19 protein-coding genes are annotated in these 25,074 nt (G+C 31.5%); 8 read left to right on the top strand and 11 right to left on the bottom strand.

Translation table 11 applies throughout. The features are described from left to right. Positions 1 to 24 precede the first annotated feature (24 nt). From KA824_RS08495 to KA824_RS08475, 5 genes are all read left to right on the top strand, one after another. Positions 25 to 1,377 (top strand): isochorismate synthase, encoded by a 1,353-nt coding sequence (locus KA824_RS08495; protein ID WP_107384699.1) that lies wholly within the window; start codon positions 25 to 27, stop codon positions 1,375 to 1,377. Beyond that, the gene (gene menD, locus KA824_RS08490; protein WP_107384698.1) at positions 1,370 to 3,052 is read left to right on the top strand and encodes a 2-succinyl-5-enolpyruvyl-6-hydroxy-3-cyclohexene-1-carboxylic-acid synthase; all 1,683 of its coding nucleotides are present in this window, start codon (positions 1,370 to 1,372) and stop codon (positions 3,050 to 3,052) included. Before KA824_RS08495 ends, menD begins: the two co-directional genes overlap by 8 nt. Further along, the gene (menH, locus tag KA824_RS08485; RefSeq protein ID WP_107384697.1) at positions 3,039 to 3,848 is read left to right on the top strand and encodes a 2-succinyl-6-hydroxy-2,4-cyclohexadiene-1-carboxylate synthase; all 810 of its coding nucleotides are present in this window, start codon (positions 3,039 to 3,041) and stop codon (positions 3,846 to 3,848) included. Before menD ends, menH begins: the two co-directional genes overlap by 14 nt. After that, positions 3,841 to 4,659 (top strand): 1,4-dihydroxy-2-naphthoyl-CoA synthase, encoded by an 819-nt coding sequence (gene menB / locus KA824_RS08480; protein ID WP_181187537.1) that lies wholly within the window; start codon positions 3,841 to 3,843, stop codon positions 4,657 to 4,659. The genes menH and menB overlap by 8 nt, the downstream gene beginning before the upstream one ends. A 442-nt stretch (positions 4,660 to 5,101) precedes the next feature. Then, positions 5,102 to 5,539, top strand: a complete 438-nt coding sequence (locus tag KA824_RS08475; RefSeq protein WP_107384695.1) for a MarR family winged helix-turn-helix transcriptional regulator — start codon at positions 5,102 to 5,104, stop codon at positions 5,537 to 5,539. Between the two features lie 396 nt (positions 5,540 to 5,935). On the opposite strand, the gene KA824_RS08470 is transcribed toward KA824_RS08475, so the two are convergent. Further along, entirely contained in the window at positions 5,936 to 7,096 is a 1,161-nt protein-coding gene (locus KA824_RS08470; protein ID WP_107384694.1) for an aminotransferase class I/II-fold pyridoxal phosphate-dependent enzyme, read from the bottom strand. A gap of 120 nt (positions 7,097 to 7,216) precedes the next feature. After that, entirely contained in the window at positions 7,217 to 8,221 is a 1,005-nt protein-coding gene (locus tag KA824_RS08465; RefSeq protein ID WP_107384693.1) for an acyltransferase family protein, read from the bottom strand. A gap of 204 nt (positions 8,222 to 8,425) precedes the next feature. Here KA824_RS08465 and KA824_RS08460 point away from each other — a divergent pair, with 204 nt between their 5' ends. Next, positions 8,426 to 8,848, top strand: coding sequence for a MarR family transcriptional regulator (locus KA824_RS08460; RefSeq protein ID WP_181187536.1), 423 nt, complete (start codon positions 8,426 to 8,428; stop codon positions 8,846 to 8,848). A gap of 429 nt (positions 8,849 to 9,277) precedes the next feature. Here KA824_RS08460 and KA824_RS08455 read toward each other — a convergent pair whose 3' ends face one another. From KA824_RS08455 to KA824_RS08440, 4 genes are all read right to left on the bottom strand, one after another. Further along, positions 9,278 to 13,417, bottom strand: coding sequence for a GW dipeptide domain-containing protein (locus KA824_RS08455; RefSeq protein WP_181187535.1), 4,140 nt, complete (start codon positions 13,415 to 13,417; stop codon positions 9,278 to 9,280). A gap of 236 nt (positions 13,418 to 13,653) precedes the next feature. Further along, positions 13,654 to 14,076, bottom strand: a complete 423-nt coding sequence (locus tag KA824_RS08450; RefSeq protein ID WP_107384690.1) for a GNAT family N-acetyltransferase — start codon at positions 14,074 to 14,076, stop codon at positions 13,654 to 13,656. A gap of 77 nt (positions 14,077 to 14,153) precedes the next feature. Continuing rightward, positions 14,154 to 14,624: a DUF2538 family protein gene (locus KA824_RS08445; RefSeq protein ID WP_019468155.1), complete on the bottom strand. Its 471-nt coding sequence runs from the start codon at positions 14,622 to 14,624 to the stop codon at positions 14,154 to 14,156. A gap of 22 nt (positions 14,625 to 14,646) precedes the next feature. Then, positions 14,647 to 15,948: an LCP family protein gene (locus KA824_RS08440; RefSeq protein WP_107384703.1), complete on the bottom strand. Its 1,302-nt coding sequence runs from the start codon at positions 15,946 to 15,948 to the stop codon at positions 14,647 to 14,649. A gap of 463 nt (positions 15,949 to 16,411) precedes the next feature. Here KA824_RS08440 and KA824_RS08435 point away from each other — a divergent pair, with 463 nt between their 5' ends. Next, complete coding sequence (locus KA824_RS08435; protein ID WP_107385319.1) at positions 16,412 to 18,070, top strand: phospho-sugar mutase; 1,659 nt, start codon at positions 16,412 to 16,414, stop codon at positions 18,068 to 18,070. Between the two features lie 18 nt (positions 18,071 to 18,088). After that, positions 18,089 to 19,267 (top strand): serine hydrolase domain-containing protein, encoded by a 1,179-nt coding sequence (locus KA824_RS08430; protein WP_107385320.1) that lies wholly within the window; start codon positions 18,089 to 18,091, stop codon positions 19,265 to 19,267. 610 nt (positions 19,268 to 19,877) lie between these two features. On the opposite strand, the gene rihC is transcribed toward KA824_RS08430, so the two are convergent. From rihC to qoxA, 5 genes are all read right to left on the bottom strand, one after another. Beyond that, the gene (gene rihC, locus KA824_RS08425; RefSeq protein WP_181187533.1) at positions 19,878 to 20,786 is read right to left on the bottom strand and encodes a ribonucleoside hydrolase RihC; all 909 of its coding nucleotides are present in this window, start codon (positions 20,784 to 20,786) and stop codon (positions 19,878 to 19,880) included. A gap of 163 nt (positions 20,787 to 20,949) precedes the next feature. Next, positions 20,950 to 21,240, bottom strand: a complete 291-nt coding sequence (gene qoxD, locus KA824_RS08420; protein WP_107385237.1) for a cytochrome aa3 quinol oxidase subunit IV — start codon at positions 21,238 to 21,240, stop codon at positions 20,950 to 20,952. Next, a complete protein-coding gene (gene qoxC / locus KA824_RS08415; RefSeq protein WP_107385238.1) occupies positions 21,237 to 21,842 on the bottom strand; it encodes a cytochrome aa3 quinol oxidase subunit III in 606 nt (201 codons plus the stop codon). Before qoxC ends, qoxD begins: the two co-directional genes overlap by 4 nt. Beyond that, a complete protein-coding gene (gene qoxB, locus KA824_RS08410; protein ID WP_019468148.1) occupies positions 21,832 to 23,820 on the bottom strand; it encodes a cytochrome aa3 quinol oxidase subunit I in 1,989 nt (662 codons plus the stop codon). The genes qoxC and qoxB overlap by 11 nt, the downstream gene beginning before the upstream one ends. After that, entirely contained in the window at positions 23,820 to 24,941 is a 1,122-nt protein-coding gene (qoxA, locus tag KA824_RS08405; protein ID WP_107385240.1) for a cytochrome aa3 quinol oxidase subunit II, read from the bottom strand. The genes qoxB and qoxA overlap by 1 nt, the downstream gene beginning before the upstream one ends. Positions 24,942 to 25,074: the final 133 nt, after the last annotated feature.

Here is a 25,074-nt window from a genome sequence, read left to right as displayed (position 1 = left end):
AATGAAATGAAAGAAGTGAAATAGATGACTTTAGATGTCAAGGAAAGTGAAATTGTCGAAGCGGTGTACGAAAGTAACCAAACTTGGGTTTCTGTAGAAGCAAAATTAGATTATGAATTAGAACCTACATTATTATTTCATTTAACCGAAGATTGTGCAGGAGACCGTTTTTATTTCAAGAAAAATGACAACGAAACTTCATTCTTTGGCTATCATGCTATTACGAGATTTAAAAACGATTTTGAAAATAAACAATCTATTTTTCGTGAGTGGGAAAAGTATAAAAATGATATTGAGTTAATACATCCAAATTCTGAAAAACATCATTTGAAAATCTGTGGCGGTTTCCAATTTTCAACACACAAATCAGGTGATGAATGGCGTGAGTTTGGTATTAATCATTTTGTCTTGCCTGAAGTACTCGTCACGATGGAAGAGGGACAATCTTTTATAACGTATACTGTCGAAGCTGATAAGTTTGAGATGGATGCTTTCTTAGCAATTATTGACAAACTTACGCAAAAGGACGTTCAACCTAGTGATGAGATAGGGGAAATAAAAAGAATTGACGATATCTATAAAGACGAATGGCGTGACCTAGTTAAAGATACAATTGATATTTTAGATGAAAATAAAAAAATTGTACTTGCAAGAAAAAGACTTATTATGTTTGATAAAAACATTAACATTCCATATATATTAAATAGGGCAATGCAAGGTGAACACAATAGCTATTTATTTGTGCTTGAATCAAAGGACAGTGTCTTTTTCTCTCAGACCCCTGAGCAATTAATGGAAGTAAAAGATGATGTGCTATCAACTAAAGCAGTTGCTGGTACGATTAAAAGAACACATCGAGATGACATAGATAAGGCAAACATTGATGCATTTTTAAATGATAAAAAGAATTTAAATGAACATCATTTTGTTGTGAAAAGTATATTAAATGATATCAAGCCTTATGTAGAGCAAATAAAATTTAATAAAAAACCACAAATTTTAACGAACGATCATTTATACCATTTATATACAAAAATTGAAGGGCATTTAATCCAGAATTCATATATTGGATTATTGGATAATCTTCATCCTACACCAGCATTAGGTGGTTATCCTAAAGAAGAAGCTATTTCTTATATTGAAAACAATGAGTTTGGTACTCGAGGTCTATATGGCGCTCCAGTAGGTTATATTGATATGTATGATAACTGTGAGTTTATCGTAGCGATTCGATCTATGTTAATTAAAAAGAATCAAGCTACTTTGTTTGCTGGGTGCGGTATTGTACAAAATTCTGATGCTGATAGTGAAGTAGAAGAAACTGCTGTTAAATTCAATCCGATGATGAAAGCTTTAGGAGTAGAGAAATATGAATAATTACACAGACGCTTTAACAAAACAAGTTTTTACATTAGTCTCAGAACTATATGCATATGGCATAAGAGAAGTAGTAATAAGCCCTGGTTCACGTTCAACGCCTTTAGCTATTGCTATAGAGGCACATCCTAAACTAAAATCTTGGATTCATCCAGATGAACGTAGTGCTGCTTTTTTTGCAATGGGATTAATGAAAGGCAGTGAAAGACCAGTTGCAATTTTATGTACATCAGGTACTGCGGCTGCCAATTATACACCTGCGATTGCAGAAAGTAATTTAAGTCATTTACCATTGGTCGTTTTGACGAGTGATAGACCACATGAATTAAGGGAAATAGGTGCACCTCAAGCGATAAATCAAACAAATATGTTTGAGAACTATGTTCAATATCAATTTGATTTTCCAATAGCGGATGCTGATGAAGAACAAGATTATTTGTTAGACACTATAAATTTTCAAATGCAAAAAGCAAGTCAATATTTTTATGGACCACATCGTGGGCCAATACATTTGAATTTACCATTTAGGGAGCCTTTAACTCCGAACTTAGAAAAAGTAGAATGGTTAAGTTCAGATAGTAAGATATTGCCACATTATCAAAAGACAGCAAGTTTGAATGAAATCAAAGCGATTATGCAAAAACGCAAAGGACTAATTGTTGTAGGTGATATGCAACATCAAGATGTCGATCAAATACTTACTTTTGCGACGATCCATGACATGCCTATATTAGCAGATCCTTTGAGCCAATTACGTAAAGAACATCATCCTAATGTAGTGACAACTTATGATTTATTGTATAGATCGGGGTTATCTATAAATGCTGATTTTATTATTCGCGTAGGTAAACCAGTGATTTCTAAAAAAGTAAATCAATGGTTAAAAGCCACAGAAGCTTTTCAAATATTAGTGCAAAATAATGATCAACCAGATGCATTTCCAAAGGTACCACATGTATCTTACGAAATGTCGGCCAATGATTTCTTTAGACAACTTTCTGAAATTCCTACTGTAGAACGTAAAAATTGGTTAGAAAAATGGCAATCATTAGAAAAACAAGCACATATTCAAATCAAAGACTATTTGAGAACTGCTACAGATGAATCAGCTTTTGTAGCGAATGTATTAGATAAATTAACGAAAGAAGATGCGCTGTTTGTTAGCAATAGTATGCCAATCCGTGATGTCGATAATTTATTTGTAGATTGTGAAGCAGAGGTTTATGCTAATAGAGGAGCTAATGGCATAGATGGTGTTATTTCTACTGCGATAGGAATGGCGGCACATAAACGCGTAACATTATTAATAGGTGATTTAGCATTCTATCATGATATGAATGGTCTGCTCATGTCAAAATTAAATAATATCAACTTAAATATCATACTCTTAAATAATGATGGTGGCGGAATTTTTTCCTTTCTACCACAAAAGTCGTCAGCTGATATTTATTTTGAAAGACTTTTTGGTACACCGACAGGATTAAACTTTGAACATGCTGCATTACTTTATGATTTCTCTTACAGATGTTTTGAAACAATTGAGACTTTTAAATATGCTGAGCTATCAAAACTTGGTGCGCATATATATGAAATCATTACAAACCGTGATGAGAATTTAAATCAACACCAAAATCTCTATACGAAATTGAGTGATATTATCGATGTTACATTATAAATTTCATCAAACTACAAATAACTCAAAAGATTTGCTCGTATTATTGCATGGATTTATAAGTGATCAATCGACATTTGATGAACATATCAAAACGTTCACAGATGAAATAAATGTATTAACTATTGACTTGCCAGGTCATGGGCTTGATCAATCAAGTGAAAATCATACTTGGAATTTTGAATTTATTTGCGAATCATTAGATGATACATTAACTTCATTTAAGTCATCATATCGTATTTTTTTACATGGTTATTCTATGGGTGGTAGAATTGCTTTATATTACGTACTCCATGGAAAACATCACTTAGATGGTTTAATATTGGAAAGTAGTTCTCCAGGTATTGCAGATGAAGACGATCGCATAGAAAGAATACAAATTGATCAAGCGCGTGCAAAAGTTTTAGAAATAGCTGGATTAGAAGTTTTTGTAAATGATTGGGAAAAATTACCTTTATTTCAAAGTCAGTATGGTTTAAGTACAGAAATAAAACAAAAAATTCGTCGAATGCGATTGCAACAAAACCCTATACGATTAGCAAAAGCTTTAAGAGACTATGGCACAGGCCATATGCCCAATTTATGGCCCGAAATAGCAAACATTACAGTTCCAACGTGTATAATTGTAGGAAGTTTAGATGAAAAATTTATAAAAACTGCTTATAATATGTGCGATTTAATACCAGAAACGAGCTTATATGAAGTTGATGGTAGTGGTCATACTGTACATGTGGAAGAAATGACAGAATTTGATAAAATAGTGTTAGGTTTTATTTTTAAGGAGGAGCAAAATGACTAGACAATGGGAAACAATTAAAGAATATAAAGAGATTAAGTACGAATTTTATAATGGTATAGCAAAAGTAACTATCAATAGACCTGAAGTTCGTAATGCATTTACACCAAATACTGTACAAGAAATGATAGATGCTTTTACAAGAGCTAGAGATGATCAACGTATTTCAGTTATTATCTTAACAGGTGAAGGTGAAAAGGCATTCTGTTCAGGTGGAGACCAAAAAGTACGTGGCCATGGTGGTTATGTTGGTGATGACCAAATTCCGCGTCTTAATGTGTTGGATTTACAAAGACTTATACGTATTATTCCAAAACCAGTAATTGCGATGGTTAGAGGATATGCCATCGGTGGAGGAAATGTCTTGAATGTTGTGTGTGACTTAACAATCGCCGCAGATAATGCAATATTTGGTCAAACAGGACCAAAAGTAGGATCATTTGATGCTGGTTATGGTTCAGGATATTTAGCTCGCATTGTAGGACATAAAAAAGCACGTGAAATTTGGTATTTATGCCGTCAATATAATGCACAAGAAGCTTTAGATATGGGCTTAGTAAATACCGTTGTACCTTTAGCTGATATAGAGGATGAAACAGTAAAATGGTGTGAAGAAATCATGCAACATTCTCCAACAGCATTAAGATTCTTAAAAGCGGCAATGAATGCTGATACTGACGGATTAGCAGGATTACAACAAATGGCGGGCGATGCTACGCTATTGTATTATACAACTGATGAAGCTAAAGAAGGTAGAGATGCGTTTAAGGAAAAACGTAACCCTGATTTTGATCAATTCCCTAAATTCCCGTAAGCAAAATTGCTTAAAAGCAATACATTAATAAATTAGTGTGTTGTGACTATAAGTTATGAGGCTAAGCTAAAAAAAATCGTTAATTTCTATTAGATAATATAGAAATTAACGATTTTTTTATACAATTTTATAGCCATTTATTCACTATTTTATACTTAGTCGTAAGTATTAGGATCAAAAAAAGTGTTCAAGCTCATAAATCCAATATTTATAAAATATACATTTCATTAAGGAAAAAAGTTGAAATATAATATGAAAATATAGTTTTTAAATTTATTATTAAAAAGCAATTGTAAAACATGTAAATTGAGTGAAATTCGTTTTCAGAATATTCTATTGACTAATACTAGCAATGTTAAAATTTTTAAACATTTTGTTATTATATTTGACCAAAAATAAAATTTCTATTAATATAATAAAAAAGGGCAGAGGAGAGTAATGAATGGCACAATATAAAAATAAAGACCTTATGCAGGATATGTGTTTTCTGTTTTATGTTTCTAGTAAAGAGATAGTAAATAAATTTAATAAACATCTAAAGCAGTATGATATTAGCTTTCCCAATTATGTGGTGATGTTATATATTGAAAATTCGAAACCTGTATTTATAAAAACCTTATGCGATCAATTATATTTAGATTCTGGTACAATAAGCCCAATTATTAAAAGACTCGAAAAAAAAGGATTAATTGAACGTATGAGAACAGAAGAGGATGAGCGTAGAGTTAAAGTCCAATTGACAAAAAAGGGTAGTGGGTTAAAAGAGAAATTTGAACAAATTTCAGATGAAGTTTTAACACAGTTTAATATGAGTTCGGAAGATATAGATATATATTATAAATTAATGAAAAAGTTTGCTGAAAAAAACATCTATCAATAAAACGTATATATCTGAAAAATAAATCATAATATAAAAGAAGCCCGTAAATGAATTTTCTTTGAAATTCATTTACGAGCCTCTTTTATATCGTATTTCCTAAAACATAGATGTTTTTCCAGAAATTCACCTCTGTCTAAATATATAGACATTTACCAGTAAAGTTCTCCTCATACGCCTCCTTACAACGAATCACTTTAAATACAAGTATTTTTAATCACTATAATGACTGACTGTATGTTACAGTTCATCAATTTTTATGCTGAAGTCTGATGTTGGATGTTAATACGCATAAAACAACATGTATGTATTCAATTAGGTTTTAGGCTCAAATATTGAATACATATATAGCCATAGTTAAAATTGATAAAAATATTTAAACTACAAATTAACATATTGTTATTCATAGTGTTCTTTTATATAAAGCTCTAATCTTCTCATAGCCTCTTTTAAAGCATCAAGTTCATAGGCGTAAGAAATACGCACATGGCCTTTACCGATATCTGTAAAAGCAGAACCTGGTACCATTGCAACATGTGCTTTTTCAAGTACATCTACGCAAAAATCAAAATCATTTTCAGTGAAATTTTCAATACTTGGGAAGATATAAAAAGCACCTTCTGGTTTAGCGTCGAGTTTAAAACCTAAAGCTTGAAGTTTTGTGATTAAAAAATCTCGTCTTTCAATATATGCTTTGTTCATATAATGAGGCGCGTCTAATCCTTCGTTTAACGCTGCTATACAAGCAATTTGAGCAGGTACATTTGCGCAAATACAATTATAAGCATGCATATATGTTAACTTTTCAATTAAATATTCAGGACCTATTAAAAAACCAATACGAATACCAGTAGCAGAATGAGATTTACTTAATCCACTTACAAGCAATAATTGATCACGGATTGATTCAAATTCAGCAAAAGAACAGTGTTTATTACTAAACGTATTCTCTGCATAAATTTCATCACTAATGATAAAGATTTCTTCGTTTTTTAACACTTCTGTAAGTGCATGAACTTCATCATAAGTTAAAATGACACCAGTAGGGTTAGTAGGATAATTTAAAAGAATTGCTTTTGTTTTTGGTGATATATTTTGCTTGATTGCTTCAGGCGTTATTTTGAAATCTGATTTTGTAGTGTCGATATATACCGGAATTCCACCAAGTGTTTTAATTAATGGGATATAACCGGCATAAATAGGACTAGGGATCAATATTTCATCACCTGGGTTAATTATGCTTCTTAAAGCTGTGTCTAGTGCTTCACTAGCACCATTTGTAATAATGATTTCATCAGAACTATAATGAAAACCATAACGTTGTTTAAAGTAATGACCGACTGCATTACGTGTTTCAAGTAATCCTTTGTTATGGGAATATTTCGTTTGGTTTTCTTTTATTGCATTAATATATGCGTTTTTTACGACATCAGGCATAGGGAAATCTGGTTGTCCGATTGTTAAATTGATACAATCATCAATATCTTTAATTTTATTTGAAAATTGCCTAATACTTGGTGCCGTTAAAAATTTAGAATTGTCGTTTAAAGATAGCTTCATTGTTTTTCACCTCAAAATAAAAATACCGATCTGTAGATAAATAAGTATGACTAGCTTTTAATATCAAATTACTACTATCATAACATATTTGAAACAACTACAAATCGGTTGAATATCGTATTAATCTTTAAAATTGGCAGGGGATTGCAAGTTTATGACTGGATTGGTCCACTTAGATATAAATCTTGTTGATAATACATATACAATAATACTTGTGAGTAAGATTAGATAGATATAAGTCATTATAGAGATCTGATCTTTAAATGGATAAATATCAAAACCACGTATAATACCAATTACAATGCCGTGTAGTAAATATACATACATAGTGCGACGACCAATGTATGTGAAAAATCTTTCTTTTTCAGGTACTAAATTAAGGAAAGAAAACATTGTAATTAAAATAATAAAGTATAATAGTAATCGTTTAATTGGACTATATAAATCTTGTTTACCTTCCAGTGACATATACGGTGAATCACCTAAAAGCCAATCAGCGTTTATAGGATGTAAAGTATAAATGATATAAAAAAGGAGTAGGATGCTGACAGCGATCGGCATGAATTTTTTACTTCTTAATAAACGTGTATGTTCACTAGTAAATAAATAACCTAAATAAAAAATAGGGAAGAACATGATTGTTCTTGAAAAACTTAAATAATTGTCAATGTCATCTGAATAACCTGCAAATAAAGAAATAATGATGGATATTGGTAATACAAAATATGGTTTATAATCTTTGACTATAACTAATATGACATGGAAGAAGAATAATGTAAGTAAAAACCATAATGCAAATACAGGGTCAAATGGATCAAATTTAACACTGTCTTCTTTTCCTGTGAAATAGTAGTAAAAGGTAAAAAAGCCAAAGAAAATAAAATAAGGTACCAATAATTTTTTTGAAACTTTTTCTAGATAACCAGCCTTGCCTGCTTTTTTAGCAAAATAACCTGAGATGAACAAAAAGCATGGCATATGGAAACTATATATAGTTAAATAAAGTGACGAAAGATATTTACTTTCTTCAGTATATGGTTGTAATAAATGACCAAATACAACAAGAAATATTAATATCATTCTCGCATTGTCGAAGAAATAATCTCTTTCTTTTATCTGTGTCATGTAGTTGCTCCTTTTTTAATGCAGGTAAAAATTTATAATCACTGTTTCTAATTTATTATAAAACATATGACAAATGCAACAAAACCGACTGTTTTGTAGATTATTATTGTATATTATGCGGAATAACATTATAATATTAGAAAATAAAATAATAAATTTAAATGCTATTAAACATTTTAATTAAAGTAGTGGAGATGAAACAACATGTATAAACAACTAGAACAATTAATTACACTTACAAGTAATGATTTAAATTTAGTCAGTAGAAGGTTCGGCCAACGTAAAGATTTAACTTCCGAACAGTTAGAAATGTTAAGGATTTTGTATCATTATAATGTGCTATCGCAGTACGATTTAACAATGAAAATTAATAAAGAACAGTCTATAGTGTCTAGGTGGATCAAAAAGTTATGCCAAATGGGCTATATTACCAGCAAACAGTCAAATAAAGATTTAAGGTGTAAAGATTTAATGATTACAGAAAAAACGAAAGCCCTTGTCCAGCAAATTAACGAAGTTAGGGTAGCTTTGATTGAAGCAAGATGTCAAAATTTAACATCAAATGATATTGAAAACTTAAATTACTTATTAAATAAATTAAACAACCATCATAATTATATAAAATAGACGATAAACAATCGCTAAAATTTCTAGCAGCATCTGATAATAAAAATTAAAAATGACTGCAACAAAATTTTTATGATTAAAATATAGAACTAATCCTTATGAATAAGGATTAGTTCTTTTTAATGTTATAAAGCTCAAATTAATCAAAACGTTTAGAAACAGAAAGTTAAAATTCATATTTAATAATTGAAAAAGAGTTTGCATTACCCAAAAGAAGTTATTGTTATAGTTTTAAAGGTTTCTAAAATAATTTGGAAAATCCGTGTTGCTATAAAATAAACAAAGCAATGTGACTAATAAACAGAACTATAGGCTCTAGTTAGTAATAGAATTCCTAAATTGTATTACATTATATAAAAAATAAACCTTAGGTAAAATATCACCTAAGGTTTATCTATGTTTTTAAATATACATAATTATGGTTTATTGTTATTTATATGTGTTTATATCAAAATATTTACCTAATTTATTCATAGAATCATAGAACCCTTTAATACGTGTAGCATTATGAGATGCCCATGCTACATCAGTTGCATATTGATGTACGCCTGGATTATCAGGGTTCCAACGCATTTTATATAAAGTGTTTTGCCCTTGATTGATGTATGAATTAGCGATGAATTTAGCACCACCGACAATTGCTTTTTTAACAGTATCCCAACCATTATTTTTAGCGGTAGCAAAACCTTGTTTTACAGGATCTTTATCAACGGCTCCAATACCGAACATATTGTAATATTTTTTAGCACCATTAGTAACAACTTTATTATTTACTACGTCGCCACCATTAGCAAGCTTAGAAGTACCGTTTCCAGTTTCAAGTAGAGCATGAGAAACTAAGTAAACTTCATTGATATTATAAGTTTTTGCAGCTTCACTAAATGCTTCACCTTGACCTTCTAATATACCTTTACCAACTAGTAATTTATCTAAATCAGTACCAGAAATATTTTGAGATTTATCTAGGCGTAAGAATTGGTATTTTTGGGTTGGATCTTTAGCAAGTTTACTACTATTCATAGCATTTTTAATCTCACTCGCTGTTGCATCTTCCCATTTTCTAGGTGTACGTTGAATTTGAGGTTTGAATTTCATACCATGTTGTAACGCGACAGCCTGATCTAAAGTAAGATTAGATTTATAATATTTTACTAGTTCTTTACGCAAATCACTTTCTTTAATCCAAACAATTTTACCGTTTGATAACTTACCATGATACCAAGTTACACCATTAATGATTTGTTTTTCAAAAACAGTAAAGATGCTTTCATGGAAACCTTTCAATGATCCAGCTGATTTTGTAGCGTTAGGATTCAAGTAATAATTACCGCTTGCATTGTAAATAACATAGTCGAATTTTTGTGGTGTGACAGCTGATTGTGTTTGAGTTTTATTTAAATCTTTAGCTGAAATCCATCCAGTTTTATTATTTACATTTCCATATAGATACTCATCTTTATCAACAAACACAGATTTTGATGCGTTAAATTTACTATTCTTAATATTATTTTGAGTATCTAATTGCTGAGCTTTTGTACCCCATGGAATTGCATATAAACCATTGTTCGTTGCTTTTACAGTATATTGTCCAGTTTTAGCTTTTGTTTTGCTTAAGTCACGCGTATTTATATCTTTAGTATTAACCCAACCAATAGGTGTATTTTGTTTAGTATTTTGAATTAACACGTAAGTGTTATTACCTTGCGTACGTTGTTTAGTTACCGTATACGTACGGCCAGCAAATTTCGAAGCATTTTTACCTTTTTTATCATAAACAGTTGTTTTAATACCAGAATTATTTGTATTTAATTGTCCGATTTTACTAACTGATGTCGTTGGTGTAGCAGTAGCTTTTGTAACTGCTTCCTTAACAGTGATATCACCTGTTTGCATCCAACCCAAGTTAGTATTTGTTTTATTATCTGTAATTAAATAAAATGAATTATTTCCTAATGTAGCTTTTTTGCTTAATTTATAAGTTTTACCATTTACATAAGATTTTTGAATACCTTTTTTATCATATACAGATGTATAAACACCATGATTTGTCTTAGCCACTGTACCTTGTTGACTTGTAAGTGTATTGACAGTTAAATGATTATTTGTAGTAGGGGAAGTAGCTGTTTTGCTTGTCGAAGTTAATTTACTTAAGCTTACCCAACCAGATAAATTATTTACTGTGCCATAAACATAATTTGTTTTGCCAATTTGCTGTTGTTTTGATGCTTTGAATGTTTGACTAGAACTACCTGAAACTGTGCCTGCTTTTTGAGAACTAGTGCCCCAAGGTACAGTATAAACAACTTCACCAGGTTTGATTTTATAGGATTGGTTGTTTTTAACAACGGACTTAGCAGAGTTATAACTTACATCATTTTGATGTACCCATCCTATTAAATCACCTTTATTATAATCAGAAACTAAATAAAAGTTTTTGTTTCCTAAAGTGGCTGATTTTGTAACTTTTAAAGTTTGATTTGTTTTACTTGTTTTCTTACCATTTTGATCATAAACAGTGGTATATAAACCATCATTACTTGTATTTATACGACCAACACCGTTGTTAGTTGATACTGTTAATTTACCAGTATTAGTAGATGGTTTTGTAGTAGAACCATTTGATTCGTTCTTGCTTCCACTTGTACTTCCAGATGAAGTGGTACCCCAAGCAGCAGCTTTACCTGTTTTAATTAAATATTTTTCATAAATTAAATCATAAAGTTCATCATAACTATAATTATGGTTAGCTAAATAACCATGAGGGTCGATATGATCTGATCCACCTAAATAATTACTTACAGCTTTATGCGTCCAAACAGTTCCAACACCATCGTACTCAGCGCTATCAGGAGCAAGTCCATAATATTGTAGGTTTGTAGCTGCATAGTCTGCGTAGTTATTGATTGAACGCGCAAATGAATCATAGTCATGTGTATGGACTAATTCTACATGAATAAAGCGATCGTTTGCAGCTGGGCCAGCTCCCCATGCTAAATAATCTGTATTAGCTGTTTCAATTATACGATTACCATCTACATATGCATGTACAAATGCGCTATTATAATTATTTTTCATGTAATTAATTTCACCAGTAATTGTTGAATTATCGTTTGCAGTATCATGCATAACGATACCTTCAGGTTTACCATAACGATATTGATATTTTGGTAAATAACTTGCGATATCTTGTTCATAGTTAGGAGCTTTGAAGTTGTTTTTACGAATATAATTATTTATTGATGAATTTACTTTTGGCGTATATTTAGGTAATGAACTTTTAGTTGTAGATTCTTTAGTGACAGCTGATCTTGTAGCTATAGTAGGAGTACTAACTGATCTAGCCATTCTTAATTTTGGTGTTGCATCACTTTTATAAATTTGACCCGTTTTAGCTGAAGTATTTATATCTGAATCTAAAGTATTAACCTTTTTAGTTTGTGCTTCTTTGTCAGACTCATTTGTAGTAGTTGAATCGTCAGAGCTTACCTCTGTATTAGAAACTTCTGAATCATTATCATTTTGAGCAACATTAGTGCTGTCATCTTTATCATCTGCAACGTTAGTGTTATTGTCTTTGTCTTCAGTCTCGTTAGAAACATTATGAGTTTCGTTTTCAGCATCAGAAGTTGAATCGTCAGAACTTACCTCTGTATTAGAAGTCACTGAATCATTATCGTTTTGAGTAACATTAGTGCTATCATCTTTATCATCTGCAACGTTAGTGTTATTGTCTTTGTCTTCAGTCTCGTTAGAAGCATTATGAGTTTCATTTTCAGTATCAGAAGTTGAATCGTCAGAGCTTACCTCTGTATTAGAAACTTCTGAATCATTATCATTTTGAGCAACATTATTGCTATCATCTTTATCATCTGCAACGTTAGAAGCATCATTATTTATATTTTGCGAATCAGAAGTTGGTTGTTCAGAATTTACCTCTGTATTAGAAACTTCTGAATCATTATCGTTTTGAGCAACGTTAGTGTTGTCGTCTGTATCTTCAGAACTGTTAGACGCAACATGATTTTCATTTTCGGAATTAGAAGAAGGTGCCTCTGTATTAGAAACATCTGAAGTATCGTCATTTTGAACAACATTAGCATTATCATCTGTATTACCTGTAACGCTAGAAGCATCATTACTTTCATCTTGAGCACTTTCATTTTGAGCGTCAGTTGCTAATTGTTCAGTATGAGTCTCTGTGTAATTATTGACGTTAGAATTATTTTGGTCTTCTTGATTCTGAGTAAGATATGTATTTTGACTTGATGTGTCTTTATTAAGTTCATCTAACTGTGCATCATAATTTTCAGGTTCATCAGATTTAAGCTCTTGCACTTGACTTGGATCATTGTATGTTTGTGTTCCTGAAATATTTGTCGTTGGTTTACTTACTTCAGATTTTATTTCTTCGCTTTGTTTTAAGGTATTTTCATCATTTAACACATTTTTATTTGATTTCTGATCTTGTGTACTATCAGCTGCATGTGCATAATGGGTTGTCAAAGCTGTACCTGCTAATGTCAATGCAACTATTGAAGGTACCTTATAATTCAACTTTTTATTAGTCATTTAACTGCCCCTTTTATTATTAATATTTAATACCATTATAATACGAAGATAGTTTAATTGAATTGATTTCATAGATTTGTAATATAAAATTAATCTTATTAAGACACTATAAAAGAAGATATAATTTAAAAAAAGGCGGAAATACGCCTAATTTTAAATATATTAAAATATTACACTCTTTAGAATATTACATTGTAAAGATGTACATTAAATACAACTTTATTAAATACTTTAGCTTAAATTGTTTTATTCATTAAAATATGTTCAATATTTTCCTCTAAAAAAATATCACCTGAAGATTTATAACCTAAGGATTCATAAAAGCGTTGCGCATGACATTGGGCATTAAGCGATAACGTTTGATATCCACGATTTTTAGCTGCTTCTTCAATAAAAAGCATTAATGCTTTGCCATAACCTGACTTTCTGTGTGTCGGTAAAATTGCTACACGCTCAATTTTCGCTCCATTTTGATAGGGTCTAAATCTTCCAGTAGCAAAAGGGGAGTGCTGTTCATCATAACCAATAACATGAGTGGCGGATGATTCAAATTGGTCTATTTCATTTTCAACTGGCACACCTTGTTCACGAACAAAAACTGCTTTTCTAATTTCATATGCATCATCTAACATTTCGGATGTAGTAACTACTTCGAACATGATAAAACCTCACTTTTTTAAATATAATAAAACTACCCTATCACAATTATAATGTAATAGGGTAGTTATTTAATGAATTATTGAGCTTCTTGACGTACTAATGCAGTATATTGCCAAAAAATTCTCATTTGTGCAATATTCCAATTGTTCATGCCCATGGTAAAACCGGATGGTCTAAATAAATTAACATCTGTTACTTCAAGCGCTGCTGCAATTAAATATTGTAGCGGTACACTGAGTTCTTTCATTGTTTCAGTTATTCCATTTTGATCATAAACCCAAGAAAAAGGTAGTTCTGATTCAAAAACATCAACTTTATCAAAAATTTCAGGTAGGGCTACGATATAACATGCGCCATCTACAACAGGATTGGTTTCACTATCCTTGTAGTAGATTCGTAAAGCTTCATAGTTTTCACGATGTGCGTGATTAACATAGAAAAATTCATTTCTAAAAAGTGCCATATCCTTACTATGGATTAATTGCTGTTCTAAAACGTTAAACATACCGTTTATATTTGCTAATTTTTCATATGTTTTTCGTGACATGTCGCGATCTCCTCTCTACAGCCTAATATAAATTTGTTTGTAATTCTTGCGTGTTTTGTTGTTGGTTTGGATCCTGTTGCTGTTGATTAGGATCTATTTGTTGGTTTGAATCAGGTTGTTGATATGAATCGTTTGGTTGCTGTGTCGTTTGATTATTATCTTGTTGATTCATATTATCTTGTTGGTTTTCATTTGTTGAATTTGTGCCTTGTGAATTTGAATTATTTTGTTCTGATTGTGAATTTGAATTGTCTTCATCTTGTTCAGAGCTATCTTTTTGATTTTTACGTAATAAGCTACTGTCAATTTCAGTTTGTGGTACGAGTGTACCATAAAAGTCGATAACACGTTTATTCAAGAAATCGTCTGTATCCTTAATTTTAGGTAAATTTAAATCGCTGCGCAAAAGGTTTGCAGTATCTTTTATATTTTTAATATTAGGATTATAGTAATAAACACCATTCAAATAATCATCTTGACCTTCTAGTTGTTTACTTTTAATTTCAACATCATCTTTTAAGTAAGAAGTGGCTAATGCTTTTACTTCTTTATAACTTAAATTATGTTTAGCATTTTTTCCTACTATTTCAATTACATCATCTAATTTACTGAAAGAATCTGCCTTTTGAGCTTTAATAAATAGCTTTTTGATTAAATCCATCTGTCTTTGACCACGTTTTAAATCTGAATCTTGATGACGTGTTCTAGCAACTGCTAAAGCTTCATCTCCATTTAGCTTTTGATGTCCTTTTTTCACTTTAATTTTCCCAGTATCGTTTGTATTTGGTTCAGAAATATTATATGGCACATCATATTCAATGCCACCGAGTTCATCAACGGCATCCACGAATGCTTCCATGTTAATTCTTACATAATAATCAACAGGAACATTCAATGTAGCTTCTACAGCATCCATAGAAGCTGTAGGTCCATCGTATGCATGTGCATGTGTGATTTTATCATAATAGCCAACTTCTGGAATGTAACTAATCGTATCGCGTGGAATACTTAGCATTCGAATTTGTTCTTTATCTGCATTAAAAGTAGATAATATCATTGCATCAGTTCTTGATTGTTCAGTACTTTGACCATTTTTTTGACGACCACTATTATCATCGATACCTAAAAATAAAATAGAAATTGGATCTTTAGACGGGTTTATTTTCGATTCACGAATACTTGATTCTCTTGATGTATCGCTCGTATTCAATGAATGTTCAAATGCACCTTGTGACGATTTAAGTAATAAAACGGCAAATATAACTGGAACAACTACAAGAATTAAAGATAGAAATATTAAAAAGTATTTTAAAAATTTATTCATGTATGAAGCTCCCCATCGTATGTGATTTTTTTGTATATTACAATATTGATCTAATGTTAAGTTTTTGATTGTTTCATTAAAATATTGTAAAGAGAAATTTGTACTATAACTTATAATTTTATAACTAACATTAAAAAATATCAACTAAGAATTTATCCTACTAAAGTTTGAATTATAAATTGGCGTACAGTTGACCATTAAAATATTATTAATGAAAATAAAAGAAATAATTATAAGAAAATCAACATAGCTAAAAATGATTTATTTATGAACATACGATATAATTAACATATGTTAAATGTTATTGTTCATTGATAACATTAATATTTTTATTAAAGTGAAATTTTTAAACAGAGATTTTAAATTCAAAACGATTTTTGGTATTTATTAAATCAATTCGACGATGAGATAATACCTTGTGAATAATTGTTTAATATATTGGAGTTTCAAGGAGGATATAACCATGAAATCAGAATGGTTGGATAAATTAGATGAAAGTTTAGTAAAAACATTTTATGAAGCGCAAACCGACAAAGAAATAGAAGAAGGGTTTAGTGGGAACTTAACGTTTGGCACTGCTGGTATACGTAGTACCTTTGGTTTAGGACCAGGTCGATTGAATGCATTTACAGTCCGTAAAGTAGCATTAGGCTTATCACAATATTTGAAAGAAAAATATGATAATCCATCTATCGTAATCCATTTTGATACAAGATTATTATCTAAGGCATTTTCAGAAGAAATGGCGTCTGTTTTAGCTCAAAATAATATTATTACGATTTTATCAGAAAATTATAAATCTACACCAGAATTATCATTTGCGGTTAGGTATTTAAAATCAAGTGCAGGTGTGATGATCACTGCCAGTCATAATCCTAAAAACTATAACGGTATTAAAATATACGATCAAAATGGTGGCCAATTATTGCCAGATGAATCAGAAGATTTAAGTCAATATATAAACGCTATTGAACGTCCATTACAAATTGATGGAGGCAATTTTAATTCATTACTAAATGATAAAAAAATCACATATATGTCACATGAAGTTACTGAAGCTTATAAAAGTGAAGTGAAAGATTTAGTGGGGGACATTCCTGAAAAAGATGCAAAAGTAGTACTGACGAGTTTACATGGTACAAGTTTACCTTTAACTTCTACAATATTATCAGAATTAGATTATGATAATTTTGTTATTGAAAAAGAGCAATCCACACCAGACGGTAATTTTCCAACTGTTGCGATAGCTAATCCTGAAGATGAAGCTGTGTTCGAACGTGGTATTAAGCTGGCAAATGATACTGATGCACAATTAATTATAGCAACTGATCCTGATGCTGATAGATTAGGTTTAATTGAACGTTATGATGACGAAACATATAGGTATTTTAATGGAAATGAAATTGGTATATTACTTACTAAATTAAGATTTCAAGATTTAGTAGAAGAGGGTAAGCAACTTTACATGATTAAATCTATAGTCACAAGTGAACTTGCGGAAAGACTAGCTTTAGCATTAGATGTTGAAGTAAATAATGTATTAACAGGATTTAAATATATTTCAAATTTATTGGAAAAAGAAAGCACACAACAAGATAAACAATTACTAATTGCTTTTGAAGAAAGTCATGGCTATTTAGCAAAACCATTTTCGAGAGATAAAGATGCAATCCAAATGGTACCTTTATTAATCAAATATAAAAATTTATTAGCGAATAATGGAATGACATTTAAAGATACGATAGATGATATATATGCTCATATCGGTGCATATAAAGATAAAACTTTATCACCGACTTTTGAAGGTGCAGAAGGTATTGAAAAGATCACTAAAATAATGGACCAATTTAGAAATGAAGATGTTTCAACAATTTGTGGTCTTGAAGTAAAACAAATTGAAGATTATCAACTAGGTACCATTAAAAATGTAACAGAGGGTAGTACCGAAGCTTTGTCTTTACCTGAGACAAATTTAATTCGCTTTATTTTTGATGAAGGTTTCATTGCATTGAGACCTTCTGGTACTGAACCTAAAATTAAATTGTACTTCTCGTTAAATATAGAGGATATTGATGCCTTAACAAACCAATTTAAAGATGAATATATCAATCATATAAAATAACAACAAAGAGGCAACAACATGAAAGCCAACAAATTTAAAATATTTATTGTTTTGATCATTTTCATATTTTTGATTTTAGGATTTACTGGATACAGACACTATAAACAAATGAAAGATTATATCAGTCCTTCAAAGATTTTGACCAAAGAAAATGAAAAGCAATCATCGAAAAAACAAAAAAAGTTAAAAACGGTTGTTGATCACAAACATCCACAAATTAATAAAATTGATGAGTATTTAGAACAAACTCATTTTAATGGAACCATTGCGCTTTTTGAAAGAGGTAAACTCAAACTGAATAAAGGCTATGGTTATCAAGATTTTGAAAAGAATGAAGAAAATAATGCCAATACGATGTTTTTAATAGGTTCAGCACAAAAATTTATGACAGGCATCATGTTAAAACAGTTAGAAATTGAAGACGAGATTCATATGATGACGCCTGTGAAGCATTATTTAGAATGGTTTGACTCAAATTATCCACTATCTATAAAACAACTGATGTTACATCAAAGTGGATTATATAAATATAAAGCTAATCCAAAATTTAAAGATTTAAATGATGCAACACATGCAATACAACAGAGAGGTATCAATCCCTTAGAATATAATAAATATCAATATAACGATGCTAATTATTTAATATTGTCAAAAGTTATAGAAGAAGTAACACATAAATCTTATACGCAAAATTTAAATGATAGATTAATAAAGCCATATAATTTAGAATATACAGCGCGATATAATAATGTGAATTTCAAAAAATATATGGCTGTTGGTTATAAAAATGATAAATTAACTGGAAAACGTATCCGTCAAAAACCTAATATTTTAAATCAATATGATGGGGCAGGTAACATTTATATGTCTCCTTATGATATGGGGAAAGTAGTATTAAATTTGCAAGATAATAGAATTTTTGATTCAACAACTACCATGCCCTTTATTCATGAAAGTTTAACTACACAATATCCTAAACCATATCGATATGGATTTTATTCATTTGCTGATAAAAATAGAATTAATGGTATCTTTTTTGGTAATATATTCACAGTATATTTTAATGATAATTATGTAATTGTATTAGCAACAAATTATGACAACAGTAAAATTAATAACGAATATAAAATGAAACATATTTACTTTAAGTTATTACATCAAGGTGGTCACTATAACAGAGTGAAACAGCTATATTGAAAAATTAGGTGATAGGTGTATAAATATCTCTTATAAAAACATAACCGCCAATTTCTATCGTTTTTTATAGAAATTGGCGGTTTTTTACTTTTTATAAAAAAACTTCATGTTCAATAAAATTAATGCTTCTAAGAGTGAATCTGAGATTAATGTTAAATTCATATATTTAAGATTTCTCATTAAATTAGTTTATCTATGAATTTAAAGAGATGAAAATATCTTTGTTTATCTACAAAATAGTTATTTTTATGATTTGTAAGGTGCTGACTGGATAATCGTATGTGAGAAAAAGTCCAGATTCGAACTTATACCCATGATTAAAACGGTCAAGATTCAAAAAGATTCTAGGGCACCATTGATTCATCTCAGACACAATTATATTGTTAGCGGATGACTGAACTGAAAATAGAAACGCCCACTTCTCAATTATTGAGTTAGTGGGAGTTATGCATGAGCTTTAGCTCAGGTAATCATTTTATATTTTTACCAATTCTAGTCATCTTTGTTGGGGTGGTAAGGAGAAATCTTTTTAATAAAATTAAATTTCTGTCTTACTTCTTTTTTATTGAAAACGTATATTTTTGTTACAACCGTTTTGTGTATTTAAAATTTACTTACAATACTTTAAAGCATCAATAAACATCTGCTTAAAGGTATTTGCTTGTACTGACATTATTACGGTTGTATTAGGAAATTGAGATTTGAAATCAACTACTGAAGCACCCTTGGTTAATTTGCCATCTGTTTCAATTTGCACATCAGCTTCTTGTACATCAAAATGTTCTGGATGTAGTAGGTAAAGCAATGTGTAGGCATCATATACATTAATACCTTTTTCAAAATCGTCTCCTCTATAATGTTTGAATAACTGATGTAACATCTTTCCTGTTTCGTTGATTAAGCTTAGCTCATTGATTGTGTCATGCGTTAAACTAGAACTTCTAGCAACGTCTAATCCTACCATTGTTAAGGGCAGACCAGAATTAAACACGATTTGAGCAGCTTCGGGATCACAATAAATGTTAAATTCAGCTAATGGTGTTACATTACCTCGAGTTGCTGAGCCGCCCATTAACACAATTTCTTTAATAAATGTCTTTACTTCAGGATAAGTCATTAATAATAATGCAATATTCGTCAACGGGCCAATGGGGATAAGTGTGATGGGTGTTTCACTTTTGACTAAAACGTCTCTCATGGCCTCAACGGCATGAGTAGAATCGAGATCACTTTCATTGATTTCTGGGAAAGTATATCCTTCCATTCCTGATTCACCGTGTACATCACTTGCATCTACTATATCTGATAATAGTGGTTGTGAAGCACCTCTATGTACAGGTATGTCACTATTAAAGAAACGTTTGAGTTTTAAAGCATTAGCAGTCGTTTTTTCGATACCAACGTTACCATTGACTGTAGAAATCATTTTCAAATCAAATTCTGGATGGTTTATTGCAAAGCTAATCGCTGCTGCATCATCAATGCCTGGGTCTGTATCAATAATAATTGGTTGTTTCATAATTTATCTAATCCTCCTATTGCAAAAATAACATTATCAATTATATTCTACATCTTTTGTGAAAAGAAATGTTACAAAGTAAATTATAGATTGAAAGCATAGGGGAGGTTAATAAATAAAACTATAAAAAAAAGACTTCTCTTTCGAGAAGTCTTTTTTGGGTTTATAAGTGGCTTGAGTGTCCACCTTGCATTACCCAATACGTACCAATAACTGTAATTAGAGTAATGATAACCGCAAATATAACTTTAAATCCTTGTAAGTTTCCATCTTTACCTTCAGTTAAGTGCATGAACATTAATAATTGTACTGCAGCTTGGATAAAGGCAAAGCCAAAGATGATTGTAATCTTAGCATTAAGTGCCATTGATGTGTATAAGGTTACGAATACTGCTAAAATAGTCAATACGATTGATCCAATAAAACCGACTGTGTGTTTTACAATTGTATTCATCCGCTAAACACCATCCCTATCATATATACGGCAGTAAAGATGAAGATCCAAACAACATCTAAGAAGTGCCAGTATAAGCTTACTATAAATAACTTAGGAGCATTATCTTTATTTAATCCACGCATTGCAACTTGAATTAATAAACATGTAATCCAAACAATACCTAATGATACGTGGGCACCGTGAGTTCCTAATAGAATAAAGAAACTAGACCAATAAGAACCAATAGTTAAGTTAACACCTTCTGAAACATAGTGAGCAAACTCATAAATTTCAAAGCCTACGAACACAAGTCCGAATAGTAAAGTGATAACCATCCATATTGTCATTAATTTTGCTTTTTCTTGTCTCATATAGTAAATAGAAATACCACAAGTATATGAACTAATTAATAACGCAAATGTCATTATTAAAACTAGGGGTAATTCGAACATCTCAGTTGTCATTTTACCGCCATAGTCGCCACCGTGTTGAAGCGTTAATAGGGTTGCGAATAGCGTACCGAATAATGAGACTTCTGCTGTAAGGAATATCCAAAAGCCAAGTCTATTTAAATTACCTTCATGCGAACGTTGATCAATAGTGTTTGCATCATGACTCATGACTTACAGCCTCCCTTTCTTTTATACGTGCTTCACGTAAACGTTTTTCGGTTTCTGCTACTTCAGAAGCTGGGATATGATAACCGTGGTCTACTTGGAAACTGCGGTAAATCATAGTACCAAAGATACCTATTAAGCAAATAACTGCAGGGAGTATTGTTTCAAAGACAAGGAAGAATCCTCCGATTGTGAAGAAAATTCCCATCCAGAAACCAACTGGTGTATTATTTGGCATATGGATATCAGAATAATTGTGATTATCTAAGTAGTGTCTACCGTGTTCTTTCATATTCACAAATGTATCGTAGTCATTCCAATCTGGCGTAACAGCAAAGTTGTATTTAGGTGGCATTGCTGAAGCAGTTGACCACTCTAATGTACGTCCTAAGCCATACCAGTTATCACCAGTAGCTTCACGTGGTGCTTTGAAGAAGCTGTATACGATACTAGCAACTAAGAACATAAAGCCTAATGCCATCATTAATGCTCCGACAGTAGAGATTGCGTTTAACATCCACCATCCATCTTCTGGCATATAAGTGTATAAACGACGAGGCATACCATCTAAACCAAGAATGAATTGTGGTATGAAACAAACGTTAAATCCGATTATGAATAACCAGAAACACCATTTGTTTAATGTCTCGTTCAATTTAAATCCAGTCATCTTAGGCCACCAGAAAATTAAAGCACCTAGACAAGCAAATACAACACCAGCCACTAATGTGTAGTGGAAGTGAGCAACTAAGAAGTACGTATTATGATACTGATAGTCGGCTGCTGCCATAGAAAGCATGACACCTGTTACACCACCAATTAAGAAGTTAGGTATGAAACCTAATGCGAATAACATAGGTGATTCAAAGGTGATACGGCCTTGATAAAGCGTAAACAACCAGTTAAAGATTTTAACACCTGTTGGTATACCAATCAGCATAGTTGTAATCGAGAAGAATGAGTTAATTAATGCACCATTACCCATAGTGAAGAAATGGTGAACCCAAACTAAGAAACTTAAGAATGCGATTCCTGCTGTTGCCCACACCATACTTTGGTGACCAAACAGACGTTTACGTGCAAATGTTGGAATGATTTCTGAATAAATACCGAATGCCGGTAGGATAACGATATAAACTTCGGGGTGCCCCCATACCCAGAAGAAGTTAGCCCATAACATTGGCATACCGCCATTTGCGACTGTAAAGAATGCAGTATCGAAGATTCTATCTGTTGTAAACAGTGCTAAAGCTACTGTCAATACTGGGAAAGCCAAAATAACGATTAATGCTGTAATGAAAGTAGTAACCGTGAACATTGGCATTTCCATAAATTTCATCGTAGGTGATTTACATCTAAGTATTGTTACAAAGAAGTTAATACCAGTCATTAGGGTACCTATACCAGAAATCTGTATCGCGATAAGGTAGTAGTTAACCCCAGGTCCTGGGCTGAATTCCCCTGCAAGTGGTGCATAGTTAGTCCAACCAGCTGCAGGTGAGCCTCCGATTATAAATGATAGGTTGAATAACAACATACCAGAGAAGAATAACCAGAAACTTACGTTATTTAATACAGGGAATGCAACGTCTCTTGCACCAATTTGAAGAGGTACAATAACATTCCATAAACCAAAAATGAAAGGCATCGCCATAAAGATAATCATTATTACGCCGTGCGTACTAAAGACTTCATTATAGTGGTTTCCTTCTAAGAATGTATTATCTGGAATTGCTAATTGTGTACGCATCATTAGGGCATCAATACCACCACGTACGAACATTAATACAGCACAGATTAAATACATAGCACCAATTTTTTTATGGTCAATAGATGTGAACCATTCTCTGTATAGATATTTCCACAATTTAAAATAAGTAATTACTGCGATCACTGCGATGATAGCAAACGGTGCACCAATTTGTGCCATTGTAATCATCCAGTTACCTTGAACGAGTAATTGATCCCATGGGAAACTCATTAATGTCCACCTCCATGTTCATGGTCTTTTTTCTCAGCTTTAGATGCTTCTTCATCTTTAGCACCTTCTGAGATTTTTTCCATTTCATCCATATTATGTGATTCTTCATCTTTGAATTCACTATTATATGGTTCATTATTGCCTAGAATCATAGCTTTCATACCATGACGTTCATAGTTAGCGTTTGTGATTTGTGGTTTACGTGCAGGTTTATTAGGTTTATCTAATACGTCCTCTTTAATTTCTTTAGGTGTGTTAAAGTTAGGATCTTTCTGTACGTAATTGAAACGATCATAAGCATGGAAAATATACTCAGGATCAGCTGCTGGATCAACAAACGCCATGTGCGTACCACTGAAAGTTAAGTTTTTATTTTCAGTAGTTGGTAAAAGTTGTTTATCAAAAGTATCTTGATCTAATTCCTTTTGACTTTGAGCATCTTTTACCCAATCCTTGAATTTACTTTGGCTTACTGAATTAACATCAAATGTTTGGCGAGCGAATCCTTCACCGTTGAAGTTTGAGTTACGTCCTCGGAACGTACCTTCTTCACTAGCCGTTAATGTCCAATCCATTGTCATACCAGTCATCGCATATTTTTGACCACCTAATTGTGGAATCCAGAAACTTGTCATCATATCCATTGATTGGAGTTTGAAGACAACAGGGCGATCTTTAGGTATTGTTAAGTGATTAACAGTTTCAATTTTTTCATCAGGATAACTGAAGAACCACTTATAACCAGCGCTTGTCGCATAAACAACAAGTGGATCGTCTTGTTTATCTGGTTTAGCTTCGTACATGTAAAGTGATTTTACTGTAGGGATAGCTAAAGCGATAACGATGATCACCGGAATGATAAACCAAATTGTTTCCATTAAAGCACTGTGATGCATCTTACCTGCTTCTTCTGTTTTGTGTAATCTATATTTAAATAGAAACAGAGTAAACATGATAAGTACGGCGGCAATAATAACAAGCATGAAGATGATTGAATACATAATCAAGAACTTCGAGTCACTTGCTACCGGCCCTTTTGGGTTTAAAACTTCTACATTTGAACAACCACTAAGTATAATTAGTGAGCCAAAGAGTAGAAGCAAAGACTTAAATTTTGACACTTTTTTGACCTCCTAATACTACAATTGTAGGGCTTACCATCAAGTTTAAGATATTACGCAATATTTACAAGTGTTTGTGTAAAAAAAATTATTGTAAAATTAAAAGAAACCCAACAAACTCAACGTCTGACGG

It is taken from the genome of Staphylococcus sp. GDY8P198P (assembly GCF_017891615.1).
Taxonomy (GTDB): domain Bacteria; phylum Bacillota; class Bacilli; order Staphylococcales; family Staphylococcaceae; genus Staphylococcus; species Staphylococcus cohnii.
This window is presented reverse-complemented; position numbering and strand designations above follow the sequence as displayed.

Bases quoted from the DNA above. Each gene is read 5' to 3' on its own strand.
- KA824_RS08495 (WP_107384699.1), top strand. From the start codon at position 25: ATGACTTTAGATGTCAAGGAAAGTGAAATTGTCGAAGCGGTGTACGAA.
- menD (WP_107384698.1), top strand. From the start codon at position 1,370: ATGAATAATTACACAGACGCTTTAACAAAACAAGTTTTTACATTAGTC.
- menH (WP_107384697.1), top strand. From the start codon at position 3,039: ATGTTACATTATAAATTTCATCAAACTACAAATAACTCAAAAGATTTG.
- menB (WP_181187537.1), top strand. From the start codon at position 3,841: ATGACTAGACAATGGGAAACAATTAAAGAATATAAAGAGATTAAGTAC.
- KA824_RS08475 (WP_107384695.1), top strand. From the start codon at position 5,102: ATGGCACAATATAAAAATAAAGACCTTATGCAGGATATGTGTTTTCTG.
- KA824_RS08470 (WP_107384694.1), bottom strand. From the start codon at position 7,096: ATGAAGCTATCTTTAAACGACAATTCTAAATTTTTAACGGCACCAAGT.
- KA824_RS08465 (WP_107384693.1), bottom strand. From the start codon at position 8,221: ATGACACAGATAAAAGAAAGAGATTATTTCTTCGACAATGCGAGAATG.
- KA824_RS08460 (WP_181187536.1), top strand. From the start codon at position 8,426: ATGTATAAACAACTAGAACAATTAATTACACTTACAAGTAATGATTTA.
- KA824_RS08455 (WP_181187535.1), bottom strand. From the start codon at position 13,417: ATGACTAATAAAAAGTTGAATTATAAGGTACCTTCAATAGTTGCATTG.
- KA824_RS08450 (WP_107384690.1), bottom strand. From the start codon at position 14,076: ATGTTCGAAGTAGTTACTACATCCGAAATGTTAGATGATGCATATGAA.
- KA824_RS08445 (WP_019468155.1), bottom strand. From the start codon at position 14,624: ATGTCACGAAAAACATATGAAAAATTAGCAAATATAAACGGTATGTTT.
- KA824_RS08440 (WP_107384703.1), bottom strand. From the start codon at position 15,948: ATGAATAAATTTTTAAAATACTTTTTAATATTTCTATCTTTAATTCTT.
- KA824_RS08435 (WP_107385319.1), top strand. From the start codon at position 16,412: ATGAAATCAGAATGGTTGGATAAATTAGATGAAAGTTTAGTAAAAACA.
- KA824_RS08430 (WP_107385320.1), top strand. From the start codon at position 18,089: ATGAAAGCCAACAAATTTAAAATATTTATTGTTTTGATCATTTTCATA.
- rihC (WP_181187533.1), bottom strand. From the start codon at position 20,786: ATGAAACAACCAATTATTATTGATACAGACCCAGGCATTGATGATGCA.
- qoxD (WP_107385237.1), bottom strand. From the start codon at position 21,240: ATGAATACAATTGTAAAACACACAGTCGGTTTTATTGGATCAATCGTA.
- qoxC (WP_107385238.1), bottom strand. From the start codon at position 21,842: ATGAGTCATGATGCAAACACTATTGATCAACGTTCGCATGAAGGTAAT.
- qoxB (WP_019468148.1), bottom strand. From the start codon at position 23,820: ATGAGTTTCCCATGGGATCAATTACTCGTTCAAGGTAACTGGATGATT.